The sequence below is a fragment of the Micromonospora echinaurantiaca genome, from assembly GCF_900090235.1.
GTDB lineage: Bacteria > Actinomycetota > Actinomycetes > Mycobacteriales > Micromonosporaceae > Micromonospora > Micromonospora echinaurantiaca.
The window spans coordinates 1132998-1146101 of record NZ_LT607750.1; the positions used below are offsets into that span (position 1 = coordinate 1132998).

The 13104-nt window shown below is 74.6% G+C and carries 11 protein-coding genes and 1 pseudogene; 6 read left to right on the forward strand and 6 right to left on the reverse strand.

The annotated features are described in order from the left end of the window. Positions 1–250 precede the first annotated feature (250 nt). On the forward strand, positions 251–3091 hold the full coding sequence (leuS, locus tag GA0070609_RS05285) for a leucine--tRNA ligase (RefSeq protein WP_088992751.1): 2841 nt from the start codon (positions 251–253) through the stop codon (positions 3089–3091). 108 nt (positions 3092–3199) lie between these two features. On the opposite strand, the gene GA0070609_RS05290 is transcribed toward leuS, so the two are convergent. Together GA0070609_RS05290 and GA0070609_RS05295 are read right to left on the reverse strand one after the other, a co-directional pair. After that, positions 3200–4054, reverse strand: coding sequence for an ABC transporter permease subunit (locus tag GA0070609_RS05290; RefSeq protein WP_088992752.1), 855 nt, complete (start codon positions 4052–4054; stop codon positions 3200–3202). Next, on the reverse strand, positions 4051–4956 hold the full coding sequence (locus GA0070609_RS05295; protein ID WP_172899293.1) for an ABC transporter ATP-binding protein: 906 nt from the start codon (positions 4954–4956) through the stop codon (positions 4051–4053). Before GA0070609_RS05295 ends, GA0070609_RS05290 begins: the two co-directional genes overlap by 4 nt. A gap of 131 nt (positions 4957–5087) precedes the next feature. Here GA0070609_RS05295 and GA0070609_RS33785 point away from each other — a divergent pair, with 131 nt between their 5' ends. Together GA0070609_RS33785 and GA0070609_RS05305 are read left to right on the forward strand one after the other, a co-directional pair. Further along, positions 5088–6305, forward strand: a complete 1218-nt coding sequence (locus tag GA0070609_RS33785) for a sensor histidine kinase (protein WP_197700217.1) — start codon at positions 5088–5090, stop codon at positions 6303–6305. Beyond that, positions 6302–6958, forward strand: coding sequence for a response regulator (locus tag GA0070609_RS05305; RefSeq protein WP_088992753.1), 657 nt, complete (start codon positions 6302–6304; stop codon positions 6956–6958). Before GA0070609_RS33785 ends, GA0070609_RS05305 begins: the two co-directional genes overlap by 4 nt. Positions 6959–6973: 15 nt before the next feature. On the opposite strand, the gene GA0070609_RS05310 is transcribed toward GA0070609_RS05305, so the two are convergent. Genes GA0070609_RS05310 through GA0070609_RS05325 form a run of 4 tightly spaced genes read right to left on the reverse strand, consistent with a single transcriptional unit; the run spans position 6974 to position 10403 of the window. After that, the gene (locus GA0070609_RS05310; protein ID WP_088992754.1) at positions 6974–7762 is read right to left on the reverse strand and encodes a phosphotransferase; all 789 of its coding nucleotides are present in this window, start codon (positions 7760–7762) and stop codon (positions 6974–6976) included. Positions 7763–7766: 4 nt separating this feature from the next. Then, positions 7767–8450, reverse strand: coding sequence for a TVP38/TMEM64 family protein (locus GA0070609_RS05315; RefSeq protein ID WP_088992755.1), 684 nt, complete (start codon positions 8448–8450; stop codon positions 7767–7769). Further along, positions 8447–9166 carry a type 1 glutamine amidotransferase gene (locus tag GA0070609_RS05320; RefSeq protein WP_088992756.1) on the reverse strand — a complete coding sequence of 240 codons (720 nt, stop codon included), beginning with the start codon at positions 9164–9166 and terminating at the stop codon, positions 8447–8449. Before GA0070609_RS05320 ends, GA0070609_RS05315 begins: the two co-directional genes overlap by 4 nt. Continuing rightward, positions 9156–10403 (reverse strand): MurT ligase domain-containing protein, encoded by a 1248-nt coding sequence (locus tag GA0070609_RS05325; protein ID WP_088992757.1) that lies wholly within the window; start codon positions 10401–10403, stop codon positions 9156–9158. The genes GA0070609_RS05320 and GA0070609_RS05325 overlap by 11 nt, the downstream gene beginning before the upstream one ends. 356 nt (positions 10404–10759) lie before the next feature. On the opposite strand from GA0070609_RS05325, the gene mraZ reads away from it, so the two are divergent. The 3 genes and pseudogenes from mraZ to GA0070609_RS05340 all read left to right on the forward strand — a co-directional run bounded on the left by mraZ (position 10760) and on the right by GA0070609_RS05340 (position 13101). After that, positions 10760–11191, forward strand: coding sequence for a division/cell wall cluster transcriptional repressor MraZ (mraZ, locus tag GA0070609_RS05330; protein WP_088992758.1), 432 nt, complete (start codon positions 10760–10762; stop codon positions 11189–11191). A 207-nt stretch (positions 11192–11398) separates the two neighbouring features. Then, a pseudogene (rsmH, locus tag GA0070609_RS05335) lies at positions 11399–12500 on the forward strand (16S rRNA (cytosine(1402)-N(4))-methyltransferase RsmH); the annotation flags it as partial. Beyond that, on the forward strand, positions 12496–13101 hold the full coding sequence (locus GA0070609_RS05340; protein ID WP_088992759.1) for a hypothetical protein: 606 nt from the start codon (positions 12496–12498) through the stop codon (positions 13099–13101). The pseudogene rsmH and the gene GA0070609_RS05340, both read left to right, overlap by 5 nt. The last annotated feature ends 3 nt before the right edge of the window (positions 13102–13104 follow it).

The following is a 13104-nucleotide window of genomic DNA, read 5'->3' on the forward strand; positions in this document are numbered from 1 at the left end:
ACCGCGCACCGCCGTCCCGACCCGTGGTGGCGGGCGTCGCCCGCCTCCGGGCTGGGGGTACACTGCCGTCATGGCCGGAGTCTTCCTGCTTCTTACCGAGCCGTGCTGATGCGCTGAACGCGCGACAGCACGGCGGCCCCTCATGCGTGAGGGGCTTTTTTGTGCCCGTCGCCGGCCGGCCCGGCGTTCCGGGCCGCCGCACCCACCAGACAGCACGAGACCACCGCGCCGAGCGACGCGAGGAGACGCCATGAGTGAGGCAGCCGCACCGGCCAGCGACATCCCCCCGTTCCGGTACACAGCGGCCCTGGCCGACGAGATCGAGAACCGCTGGCAGGACTTCTGGGAACGGGAGGGCACCTTCCACGCCCCGAACCCGACCGGCCCGCTGGCCGACCCCGACCACCCCCGGTCGGGCGCCGAGAAGCTGTACGTGCTGGACATGTTCCCGTATCCGTCCGGTGCCGGGCTGCACGTCGGGCACCCGCTGGGCTACATCGGCACCGACTGCTTCGCGCGCTACCAGCGGATGGCCGGGCGCAACGTGCTGCACGCGATGGGCTTTGACGCCTTCGGCCTGCCCGCCGAGCAGTACGCGGTGCAGACCGGCACCCACCCCCGGACCACCACCGAGGCGAACATCCAGCGGTACAAGTCCCAGCTGCGCCGGCTGGGTCTGGCGCACGACGAGCGCCGCTCGGTGGCCACCATCGACACCGACTTCTACCGCTGGACCCAGTGGATCTTCCTGCAGATCTTCAACTCCTGGTACGACCCGCAGGCCCGCAGGGCCCGGCCGATCGCCGAGCTGATCAGTGAGTTCGAGGGGGGCACCCGGCCCACCCCGGACGGCCGGCCGTGGGCCGAGCTGACCGTGGCCGAGCGCCGGCGGATCGTCGACGACCACCGGCTGGCGTACGTCTCGGAGGCCCCGGTGAACTGGTGCCCGGGGCTGGGCACCGTGCTGGCCAACGAGGAGGTCACCGCGGACGGCCGCTCGGAGCGGGGCAACTTCCCGGTCTTCAAGCGGAGCCTGAAGCAGTGGATGATGCGGATCACCGCGTACGGGGACCGGCTGCTGGACGACCTGGACACGCTGGACTGGCCCGAGGCGATCAAGCTGATGCAGCGCAACTGGATCGGCCGTTCCCAGGGCGCGCACATCGACTTCCCGACCCCGGTCGAGCCGATCCGGGTGTTCACGACCCGGCCGGACACCGTCTTCGGCGCCACCTACATGGTGCTGGCGCCGGAGCACGAGCTGGTCGACGCGCTGGTGCCGGCGGCCTGGCCGGAGGGGACGAAGGACGTCTGGACCGGCGGGCACGCCAACCCGCGGGCGGCCGTCGAGGCGTACCGGAAGGCGGCGGCGGCCAAGACCGACGTCGAGCGGCAGGCCGAGACCAAGGAGAAGACCGGCGTCTTCGTCGGGGCGTACGCCACCAACCCGGTCACCGACGCGCAGATCCCGATCTTCATCGCCGACTACGTGCTGGCCGGCTACGGCACCGGCGCGATCATGGCGGTGCCCGCCCAGGACGAGCGGGACTGGGAGTTCGCCGAGGTCTTCGAGCTGCCGATCGTGCGTACCGTGCAGCCCGCGGAGGGCTTCACCGGCAAGGCGTACACCGGGGACGGGCCGGCGATCAACAGCGCTGCGCCGGACCGCGGCCTGGACCTGAACGGCCTGGGGGTGGCCGACGCCAAGGCGCGGATCATCGAGTGGCTGGAGGCCGCCGGGCACGGCCAGGGCGCGGTCACCTACCGGCTGCGCGACTGGCTGTTCAGCCGGCAGCGGTACTGGGGCGAGCCGTTCCCGATCGTGTACGACTCCACCGGCGCGGCGATCGCGCTGCCCGAGGAGATGCTGCCGGTCGAGCTGCCCGAGGTGGACGACTTCTCGCCGAAGACGTTCGACCCGGAGGACGCCGACTCGAACCCGGAGACGCCGCTGTCGCGCCGCCGCGACTGGGTCGAGGTGGAGCTGGACCTGGGTGACGGCCCGAAGCGGTACACCCGGGAGACCAACGTGATGCCGCAGTGGGCCGGCTCGTGCTGGTACGAGCTGCGCTACCTGGACCCGACCAACGCCGACCGGTTCGTCGACGCGGAGAACGAGCGGTACTGGATGGGCCCGCGCTCCGCCGGCGACTGCGGCGGCACCGACCTGTACGTGGGCGGCGCCGAGCACGCCGTGCTGCACCTGCTGTACGCCCGGTTCTGGCACAAGGTGCTGTTCGACCTGGGGCACGTCACGTCGTTCGAGCCGTTCCGCAAGCTGTTCAACCAGGGCTACATCCAGGCGTACGCGTACACCGACGCGCGCGGCGCGTACGTGCCGGCGGAGGAGGTCGTCGAGCGTGACGGCGGCTTCTACCTGGGCGACACCCAGGTCAACCGCGAGTACGGCAAGATGGGCAAGTCGCTGAAGAACGTCGTCACGCCGGACGAGATGTGCGCGGCGTACGGCGCGGACACCTTCCGGGTCTACGAGATGTCGATGGGCCCGCTGGAGGTGTCCCGGCCGTGGGAGACCCGCGCGGTGGTCGGCTCGTACCGGTTCCTGCAGCGGGTCTGGCGGGCGATCGTCGACGAGCAGACCGGTGCGGTGCGGGTCACCGACGATCCGGCCGACGAGGCGACCCGGCGGCTGCTGCACAAGGTGATCGACGGGGTCCGCGGCGACATGGAGGCGATCCGGTTCAACACCGCGATCGCCAAGCTGATCGAGCTGACCAACGGGCTGACCCGGCTGCCGGCGACCCCGCGCGAGGTGGCCGAGCCGCTGGTGCTGATGCTGGCGCCGTTCGCCCCGCACATCGCCGAGGAGCTGTGGCGGCGGCTGGGGCACGACACCTCGCTGACCTACGTGGACTTCCCGGTGGCCGACCCGGCGCTGCTGGTGGCCGAGACGGTGACCTACCCGGTGCAGGTCAACGGCAAGGTCCGCGGTCGCGTCGAGGTGCCCGCCGACGCGCCGGAGGAGACCGTCCGCGCGGCGGCCCTGGAGGCGGTCGCGTCGTCGCTGGCCGGCAAGGAGCCCCGCAAGGTCATCGTGGTCTCCGGCCGGATGGTCTCCGTCGTCGCCTGACCCGCCGCCGGGCGGGGCCGCCGCGTCTTCCGCACGCGAGCGTCCCCGCCCGGCGCCGGCGCGGCCGGGCATGGCCTGCCCGGCCGGCGACGGCCCCGCCGGTGGCGGCTACGGGTCCCGGCGGTGGACGACGGCCACGGCGACCAGCGTCGCGGCCAGGGACCACCCGGCGAACCCCAGCCAGGCGCCGGTGACGGTGGCCGGGAACGGGTCCGGGTTCAGCACGTCCGGGTGCACCTCGATCAGCCGTTGCCAGGCCGGTACGGGCAGCGCGTGCCGGAGTTCGGCGATCCACCGGTGCTTGTCGCTGTCCACCATCAGCGGCAGCAGCACGAGCACCGCGGTGGCCGCCACGACGGCCCCGGCGGCGTGCCGGATCACCGCACCGAGCCCCATCCCGATCAGCGCGCAGACCGGTACCAACAGGGCACTGCCCAGGACCGCCCGGGCCACCCCGGGGTCGCCGATCGACCAGCCGGCGTCCCGCCCGGACAGGATCGCCTGGGACACCCAGAACGCGGTCGCCGCGGTGACCAGGCCCAGCACTAGCATCACGGCGGTCAGCACGGCCGCCTTCGCGGCCACCACCGAGCGGCGGGCGGGAACGGCGGCGAACGTGGCCCGGATCAGCCCGCTCTGGTACTCGCCGACGAGGGTCAGTGCCCCGACGCTGGCGGCGGCGAGCATCAGCAGCAGGTAACCGGCCTCGGGGAAGGCGTCCCGCGCCGGCCCGTACAGGTGGAACAGCTCCCGCGTCCCGGCCGGGTACCGCGGCCAGTTCCGGTAGTCGGCGAGGCTGGCGTGCACGCTCACCCCGACCACGAAGAGGAACACCAGCGGCAGCGTCCACCGGGTCGAGCGGAGCGACCACAGCTTGATCCACTCGGCGGCGAGCAGGTCGCGGAACCGGGCCGGCGCGTCGGTCACCGGCGTGCGGGTGGGCAGGGGCGTCACGGTGGTCATCGGGTCTTCCCTCCGGGGTACTCGACGCTGGCGGCGGTGAGTTCCATGAACGCCTCCTCCAGGGAGGCCGTCCGGGTGGTCAGCTCGTGCAGCGCGATCCGGTGGGCGAGCGCCAGGTCGCCGATCCGCTCGGCGGTCAGGCCGGTCACCACGAGCCCGCCGGCGTCGTCCGGGTGCGCGCTGCCGCCCTCGGCCGCCAGCACCGCGGTCAGCGCCGCCGCCTCGGGCGTACGGACGGCGACGCTGGTCCGGGTGCCGGCGAACTCGGCGAGGCTCTGCTCGGCGATCAACCGGCCCCGGCCGATCACCACGAGCCGGTCGGCGCAGTTCTCCATCTCGCTCATCAGGTGGCTGGAGACGAACACCGTCCGCCCCTCGCCGGCCAGCCGCCGGAACAGGTCGCGCACCCAGCGGACCCCCTCCGGGTCGAGCCCGTTGAACGGCTCGTCGAAGAGCAGCACCGGCGGGTCGCCGAGCAGCGCCGCGGCGATGCCGAGCCGCTGCCGCATGCCCAGGGAGAACCCGCCGATCCGGCGCCGGGCCACCCCGGCCAGCCCCACCTCCCGCAGCACCTCGTCGACCCGGGCCCGGCCGATGCCGTTGCCGCGGGCCAGCGCGGTCAGGTGGGCGGCCGCCGACCGGCCGCCGTGCACGTCGCCCGCGTCCAGCAGCGCGCCGGCGTGCCGCAGCCCGCGCGGCCGGTCGACGAACCGGACGCCGGCCACGGTGACGGTGCCGCCGGTCGGCCGGGTGAGACCGAGGATCATCCGCAGAGTGGTGGACTTGCCGGCCCCGTTCGGGCCGAGGAACCCGGTGACGTGGCCGGGTCGGACGGTGAGGGTCAGGTCGTCGACGGCCGTGGTCGGGCCGTACCTCTTGGTCAGAGCGTGGAGTTCGATCACCTCACCCACGCTGCCGGGCCGGTGCCGCGCCGGCGTCGCGCCGGCGGCCACATCCGGCGGCCCCGCACCCGCCCCGGGGCGTACGCCCGTGGGCCGATGCCGGGCCCCGGCCCGGTGGCTACCGTGTCCGCATGCACGTCACCCTGCCGCCGCCGCGCGACGCCCGGTGGCTGGCACGCGTGGTGCTGCCCTGGGTCGGCGTCGCGCTGCTGCCCGTCGCCCTGCTCCTCGCCCCGCTCCTGGCGTCCAGCCCGATGGGGATCGGGTTCGGCGACTGGTGGCTTGCCGAGCGCTACCTGGTGCCGCTGCTGGCGCTCGGCCTGCCCGCCGGCCTGCTGGGCCGCCGACCGCTGCTCGCCCTGGGGCTGATGCTGGTCGCGGCGTGCCTGGTCACCGTGACCGTCCACGTCCCGGAGAACGGCTACCTGCGCGACATCTGGTACGCCCAGTTCCTCGGCATCGACCTGGTGGTCGGGCTGGTCGCGGCGCGCCGGCCCCGGCGGGTCTCGGTGCCGGCCGCGGTGGTCGTGCTGCTGGTGCAGGTCGCGGCCAGCTTCGTGAACCCGGCCGAGGACCCGCTGAGCCGGGCCACCCTCTCCGTGCTGGCGGTGGTCACCGCGTGGACGGTCGGCGACTCGGTGGCCGCGCGCCGCCGGCACGCCGAGGCGCTGCGGGACCACGCCGCCGCCGAGGCGCTCACCGCCGAACGGCTGCGCATCGCCCGGGAACTGCACGACATGGTGGCGCACAGCATCGGGGTGATCGCCATCCAGGCCGGCATGGGCGCGCGGGTGATCGACAGCCAGCCGGCGCAGGCCCGGGCGGCGCTCGCCACCATCGAGGCCACCAGCCGGGAGACCCTGGCCGGCCTGCGCCGTACGCTCGGCGCGCTGCGCCGCCCACACGGGGAGCCGGCGGCACTGGACCCGACGCCCGGGCTGGCCGACCTGGACCGGCTGGTCGCCGCGGCGGCGGACGCCGGGGTCCGGGTACGGCTGCACCGGCGGGGCGAGTCCGGCCCGCTCCCCGCCGACCTCGACCTGGCCGCGTACCGGATCGTGCAGGAGGCGCTCACCAACGTGGTCCGGCACGCCGGCACCGCCGAGTGCCGGGTCACCGTGACGCACGGCCCGGACGAGCTGACCGTGGCGGTGGTCGACGACGGCCGGGGCGGGCCGGTCGGCGGCGAGGGACACGGCATCGTCGGCATGCGGGAGCGGGTCGCGCTGCTGGACGGCCGGTTCCACGCCGGCCCGCGCCCCGAGGGTGGCTTCCGGGTCGAGGCCCGGCTGCCGGTCCCGCCGCCCGCCGCCGTCCAGCCGGCGGCGGCCACGGAGGTGGGCCGGTGACCGTCCGGGTGCTGCTCGTCGACGACCAGCCGCTGGTCCGCGCCGGCCTGCGGGTGCTCATCGCCGAGGCGGCGGACCTGGCCGTGGTCGGCGAGGCCGGCACCGGCGCGGAGGCGGTCCGGCTGGCCCGCGACCTGGCACCCGACGTGGTCCTGATGGACCTGCGGATGCCCGGCACGGACGGCATCCAGGCCACCCGCACGATCAGCGCGCACGGCGGCCCGACCCGGGTGCTGGTGCTCACCACCTTCGACGACGACGAGCACGTGCACGCCGCGCTGCGCGCCGGCGCGAGCGGGTTCCTGGTCAAGGACATGGCGGTGGACGACATCCTGGCCGCGATCCGGGTGGTGGCCGCCGGCGACGCGCTGATCGCGCCGGCCGTCACCCGCCGGCTGATCGCCGAGTTCGCCCGCCGGCCGGAACGGCTCACCCCCCGGCGGAGCCTGGACGGCGTCACCGAGCGGGAGCGGGAGGTGCTCACCCTGGTCGGCCGGGGGCTGTCCAACGCGGAGATCGCCGCCGAGCTGGTGATCAGCGTGGCCACCGCCAAGGCGCACGTGGCCCGGCTCTTCGCCAAGCTCGGCGCCCGCGACCGGGTGCACCTGGTCATCGCCGCCTACGAAGCCGGCCTGGTCACCCCCGCCGGCTGACCGTGCGCCCGACGGTCAGTCGTCGCCGAGCGCGGCCAGCACCTGTCGGCGGTGCCGGAGCAGCCAGTCGTGCCAGCCGTGGACCAGCCGAACAATTCCGGCGGCCCGCAGCCGGGCCATCCCGGGCTCGTTCCGGTCGGCGCCCGCGTCGATGCCCCGCCAGGTGCCCTCGACCTGGTCGAGCATCACCTCGACCAGCTCGGCCCCGGGCAGCGGCGGGCCGTCCGCCCCGGTGTAGGCGACGCGGAGCACGCGCGCCCGGCGGCCCAGCTCGGCCGGATCGGCACCGTCGCCGAGTCCGGCCCAGTGCCAGGCGGCGAAGGCCACGTCCTCGATCCGGCGGCCCGGCCCGGCCCGGTCCCAGTCGAGGAAGGCGACCGGCAGCAACCCCTGCGGCGTGCGCCGGTAGACGGTGTTCTTCGGGGACAGGTCGCCGTGGCAGACCGTCTCGGCCCCGCCGGCCAGCGGGCTGCCGGCGCACGCGTCGTGCAGCCGCCGGATCAGGACGGCCAGCCGGACCAGCGCCGGGTCGGCGAAGTATCCCGGGTCCTCCCGGTCCCGCCAGGGCACCTGGCCGTCGAGGTAGCTGAGCACCTGCCGGCCGTGCTCGTCGGTGCCGAGGTGGCGGGGGGCGAGGTCGGCGCCGGCCCGCTCCAGGTGGCGCAGCAGCGCCGCGACGAAGTCGGCGTTCGTCGGGGGCGTACGCCGGATGGTGTCGCCGGCCCGGACCACCTCGGCGATGAAGCCGCCCGGCAGGCGTTCCTCGCCGGCCGGGTCCGGGCCGTCGCCGTGAGCTGGTGGCACGGCGTCAGCTCAGGCCCGGGCGGCGGTGCCGCTCGGCGCGCCACCAGCCGCGGATCAGCACCACGCTGGCGACCAGGCCGAGCGCGGCGGGGGTGGCGGCGAACCAGTTGACGTCGCCGGGGGAGGCGACCGCCGCGCCCACGGCGGCGTAGCCGAAGGCGGTCGGGGTGGAGGCGAGCACGCTGCCGGCGAGGAACGGCAGCACCCGGGCGCCGGTGGTGCCGTAGCCGTAGCTGACCAGCCCGAAGCCGGCGATCGGCAGCAGCCGGACGGTGACCACCCCGAGCACGCTCTGCCGGGCGAACCAGTGGTCCAGCCGGGCCAGCCGGCCGCGGACCCGCTCGGCGACGAACTCCCGGCCGAGCAGCCGGCCGACCGCGAAGCCGAGCGCCGCGGCCAGCAGCGCGGCGCAGAGGGCGTACCCGGCGCCCTCGAGGGGGCCGAAGATCGCCCCGGCGGCGAGCGTGATGAAGGTGCGCGGCACCAGCGCCACCAGCAGCAGCGCCCCGCCGAGGATCGCCGCGACCGGGGCCGCCGTGCCGAGCCGGTCGGCCAGCCGCGGCAGCTCGGCGACGTCGGGGCGGGGCGCCACCAGCAGCAGCACCCCGAACCCGGCGAGCAGGAGCAGCAGCAGGAGAAACCGGACGGCCGACGGCTGCCCCCGCAGCCGCCGGACGGCGCGGATCATGCCCGGGCGGCGGCCACCGCGGCGCGGCGCTCGGAGCGGAGCCGGTCGGACCAGGTGTCGTCCAGCGGCGGCAGCTGGTGCACGCCGGCGGCCCAGCGCAGCAGCAGGTCGGCCAGGGCGGGGTTGCGGGCCAGTGCCGGCCCGTGCGAATAGGTGCCGAGCAGCTTGCCCCGCCAGGCGCCCTCGGTGGCGCCGTCGTTGCCGATGCCGGCGGTCACCCGGGCCAGCGGGGCGACCTCCGGGCCGAGGTGGGTACGGCCACCGTGGTTCTCGAACCCGCTCAGCGGGGGCAGGCCGAGCCGGGGGTCGATGTCGCCGGCCAACTCGCCGACGGCCCGGGTCGGACCCCGGTCGGAGGAGAGGTCGAGCAGCTCCAGACCGCGGTACTGGGTGCCCTTGGCGAAGAAGGAGGTGCCGAGCAGCTGGTAGCCGGCGCAGACGCCGAACACCACCGCCCCCTGGGCGACCGCCCGGTGCAGGCCGCCGTCGGCGATCAGCCGCTGCGCGCCGAGCGCCTGCGGACCGTCCTCGCCGCCGCCGATGAGGTAGATGTCGGCGGTGGCGGGCAGCCGCTCGTCGGAGCGGACCTCCAGCACCTCCACCGGCATCCGGCGCTGGCGGGCGCGGTGGGCAAGGATCAGCGCGTTGCCCCGGTCGCCGTAGGTGGAGAGCAGGTCGGGGTAGACCCAGACGATGCGCAGGCTCTCAGTTGACACGGTCCAACTCCGCTCGGATGTCCTGGAACGCGGTGTAGTTCGCGATGACCTCCAGCCGCCCCGGCGGCGCCGTCCGGACGGCCTCGTCGAACGTCCGCACGTGCTGGAAGGGCACCTGGTTGACGTCCAGCCGCACGGCCAGGTCGTACGCCCGGTCGCCGGTGATCAGCACCTGCCGGCCGCGCAGCGGGGAGAAGTCGACGTCGAACAGCCATGAGGTGTCCAGCCCGTCGGGGTCGCGAGCGTTGATCGACAGCAGCGTCGGCGCCTCGTCGGCCATGTCGAACGCCTCCAGCCAGCTGGCCGGGTTCTTGGCCAGCAGCAGCCGGATGTTGCGCCCGTCCCGCTCCACCTGCGCGTAGCGGCCGGCGACCGAGGCGACCGTGCCCAGCTGCAGCACCGCGTCGACCGGGCGGACGCCGAACTCGGCGGCGACGGCCAGCGCGGTGGCCGCGTTGCCGATGTTGACCTTGCCGGGCAGCTGGAGCTTGACCTTGTGCCAGGCGCCGGTCGGGTCGACCACGCCGTCGTCCTCGACCGTCCACTGCGGTTCCGGCCGGCGCAGCGGGCAGCCGCTGCACCACCACTGCTCGCCGGAGCGCTGGATGGTCGAGCCGCACTCGGGGCAGACCCAGGAGTCGTCGTGCCACCGTTGCCCGGCGCTGAACCAGGTGACGTGCGGCGGCTTGATCCGGTGGTCGTGGTTGGGCGGCGGGGACGCGGCCCACACCACCATCGGGTCGTCGGCGTTGGCGACCACCCGCACGTCGGGGTGCTTGACCAGGGCGGCCCGCCAGAGCTGCGCCATCATGGCGACCTCCTTGGCCCGGTCGAGCTGGTCGCGGGAGAGGTTCAGCAGCGCCACCACGTGCGGCTCGGTGGCCTCCAGCACCTGCGCGAGGTAGTGCTCGTCCACCTCCAGCACCGCGTACGGGGTGCTGCCGGCCTTGGCCAGCGCGGAGGTGTGCCCGGTGGGCATGTTGGCGCCGAAGGAGTTGGTGGCGACCCGGCCCAGCACGCCGACCGCCGCGGCGGCGAGCCGGGTGGTGGTGGTCTTGCCGTTGGTGCCGGAGATGAGCGCGATGGCGCGCCCGGCCGAGAGGTGCGCGAGCAGGTCGGGGTCGATCTTCAGGCCGATCCAGCCACCGATCACCGAGCCGTCGCCCCGGCCCGCGGCCCGCGACAGCGCCGCGGCCGTCCGGGACACGGAGCTGGCCACCTTCGCCCGCAGGGGCATCTTCGCGTCCGTCACCCGAGCGAGGTTACCGGACCGACGCCCCCGCCAGATCGCCGCCGAGGGCGAACCGTTCGGCCGGGGTGGCCCGGCGGGTGGGACGGATCGCGCTCAGCCGGATGGAGTCGATCTATGTCGGAAAGCGGACGCGGCCGGTGGGCCCCTTTCCCCCTCCACTCCGCTCCACCCCTTCTGACGTGCGGTTTTGCCCGCAGGACGGGCGCGCCACGCGGGCGTTTCTGGTTGCAGGTGGAGGGAAGTGGAGTAGAGTGGGGCCCAATGGTGAGGCCGGGAGGGCCCACCGGCCCGGGGGGTCAGCGGCGCCGCGAACGCCGCTCAAGGGCGAGGGGGTTGGGCCGATGTTCCTCGGCACCCACACCCCACGCCTGGACGACAAAGGCCGGTTGATCCTTCCGGCGAAGTTCCGGGACGAGCTGGCGGGGGGTGTCGTGATCACCAAAGGGCAGGAGCGCTGCCTCTACGTCTTCCCGATGCCCGAGTTCCAGCGGATCGCGGAGCAGTTGCGCGCGCAGCCGATGACCAGCAAGGCGGCCCGGGCCTACAGCCGGGTCTTCTTCGCCAGCGCCCACGACGAGGTGCCCGACAAGCAGGGCCGGGTGACCATCCCGGCCCACCTGCGGGACTACGCCGCGCTCGACCGGGACCTGGTGGTGATCGGCGCGAGCAGCCGGGTGGAGATCTGGGACAAGGCCGCCTGGGAGAGCTACCTCGCCGAGAGCGAAGACGACTTCGCCGACATCGAGGAGGGGGTGCTGCCCGGCGGACTGTAGGGCGTGACGGCGCCCGACGTACTGCGAGATCTCCAGCCGCTTTCGAGTTCCTGGCACCCCTTCCCCGGTGCCAGGCGCACGATCCAGTGGGAGGGCCGCGGCCTCCGGCGGGCGGGAGCGGATGGGGATCTGGCGGTACGACGGCACGGCGTCGTCCGACGACAGGACGCGGACGGAAGAACCGGCAACGAACCAGTGGGGGTCGACATGGGGGAGCTACGCGGCACGCACGTGCCGGTGCTGCTCGAGCGGTGTCTCGAGTTGCTCGCCCCCGCGCTGGGCCGGGGCGGCCGGACGGTCCACGTCGACGCGACGCTGGGTCTGGCCGGCCACGCCGAGGCGGTGCTGCAGGCGCATCCGGAGACGGTGCTGATCGGCCTGGACCGGGACACCGAGGCGCTCGCCCACGCGCGCGTCCGGCTGGCCCGCTTCGCCGACCGGGTCCACCTGGAGCATGCCGTCTACGACGAGCTGCCCGAGGTGCTCGACCGGCTGGGCTACCCGGGCATCGACGGGATCCTGTTCGATCTGGGCGTCTCGTCGTTGCAGCTCGACGCGCCCGACCGCGGGTTCGCGTACGCGCAGGACGCGCCGCTGGACATGCGGATGGACCAGACCCGGGGGGTGACCGCCGAGGAGGTGGTCAACACCTACTCCCACCCGGACCTGGCCCGGGTGCTGCGGGTCTACGGCGAGGAGAAGTTCGCCGGCCGGATCGCCTCGGCGATCCTCCGCGAGCGGGAGCGGGCTCCGATCACCTCGTCGGCCCGGCTGGCCGAGCTGGTCAGAGAGTCCATTCCGGCACCAGCCCGACGAACCGGGGGACACCCGGCAAAGAGAACGTTTCAGGCTTTAAGGATCGAGGTAAACAGGGAACTGGCGGCGCTGGAGACGGCGCTGCCGGCCGCGCTCGACCGGCTCAACGTGGGCGGCCGCATGGTGGTCCTGTCCTACCACTCGCTGGAGGACCGGCTCACCAAGGCGGCGCTCGCCGAGCGGGTGCGCAGCAAGGGCCCGATCGACCTCCCGGTCGAACTCCCCGGGTCCGGTCCGACGTTCCGGCTGCTCAGCCGGGGCGCCGAACTGCCGGGGGAGGTGGAGGTCGCCGCGAACCCGCGCGCCGCTTCGGTGCGGTTGCGGGCCGCGGAGCGAATCGACCCGAACGCCGAGCAGCAGGGGCGGACCGACCGCGAACGGTCCCGCCGCCGCGTCAAGGCGATGCACCAACCGGGAACGGGGTCGACCGCGGGAACCGTGGTGGACCCCGGGGGACGGGACAGGGACGGACGTAGAGGGGGAGGGACATGAGCATAGACAAGCGCGACCGCCGGGACGTGACCGGCGGCGGGCAGCGCGCACCGCGGTCGGGGGGCCGGACCGCGGCGGAGCGGGCCACGCGCGTCGGCACCGGCGCTCCGGGTACGGAGCGGGTGAGCCGGCTGGGGGAGACTCGCGCCCGGGGGGCGCGCGAGTTCCCGACCCAGGGCAGCGCCGCGCTCCGGCCGGCGGAGCGGGCCACCGCCACGGCGGCCCGGCCGCCGCGGCTGCGGGTGGCACCGCCGCCGCCGGTGCGGGTGCCGCGGGCGCCGTTCGCGGCGCTGATCGTGGTGCTGGTGGTCGGCGGGGTGCTCGGCATCCTGCTGGTCAACACGAAGATCAACGAGAACGCCTTCCGGCTGGAGCGGCTGCAGCAGCAGCAGGCTCAGCTCGACCTGGAGCAGCAGCAGCTGAAGAAGCAGATCGCCGACGCGGAGGCGCCGGGCAACCTGGAGGCCGCGGCCAAGGGGCTCGGCCTGGTCGAGGCGGGCGAGCCGGCGTACATCCGGCTGCCGGACGGCCAGCTGATCGGCGTGCCGCAGCCGGCCGACGGCGAGCCGTCGATCACCAGCCAGCAGGGCTCGGGGGGCTAGGAC

Bases quoted from the DNA above. Each gene is read 5' to 3' on its own strand.
- GA0070609_RS05340 (WP_088992759.1), top strand. From the start codon at position 12,496: ATGAGCATAGACAAGCGCGACCGCCGGGACGTGACCGGCGGCGGGCAG.
- GA0070609_RS33785 (WP_197700217.1), top strand. From the start codon at position 5,088: ATGCACGTCACCCTGCCGCCGCCGCGCGACGCCCGGTGGCTGGCACGC.
- GA0070609_RS05325 (WP_088992757.1), bottom strand. From the start codon at position 10,403: ATGCCCCTGCGGGCGAAGGTGGCCAGCTCCGTGTCCCGGACGGCCGCG.
- mraZ (WP_088992758.1), top strand. From the start codon at position 10,760: ATGTTCCTCGGCACCCACACCCCACGCCTGGACGACAAAGGCCGGTTG.
- leuS (WP_088992751.1), top strand. From the start codon at position 251: ATGAGTGAGGCAGCCGCACCGGCCAGCGACATCCCCCCGTTCCGGTAC.
- GA0070609_RS05290 (WP_088992752.1), bottom strand. From the start codon at position 4,054: ATGACCACCGTGACGCCCCTGCCCACCCGCACGCCGGTGACCGACGCG.
- GA0070609_RS05315 (WP_088992755.1), bottom strand. From the start codon at position 8,450: ATGATCCGCGCCGTCCGGCGGCTGCGGGGGCAGCCGTCGGCCGTCCGG.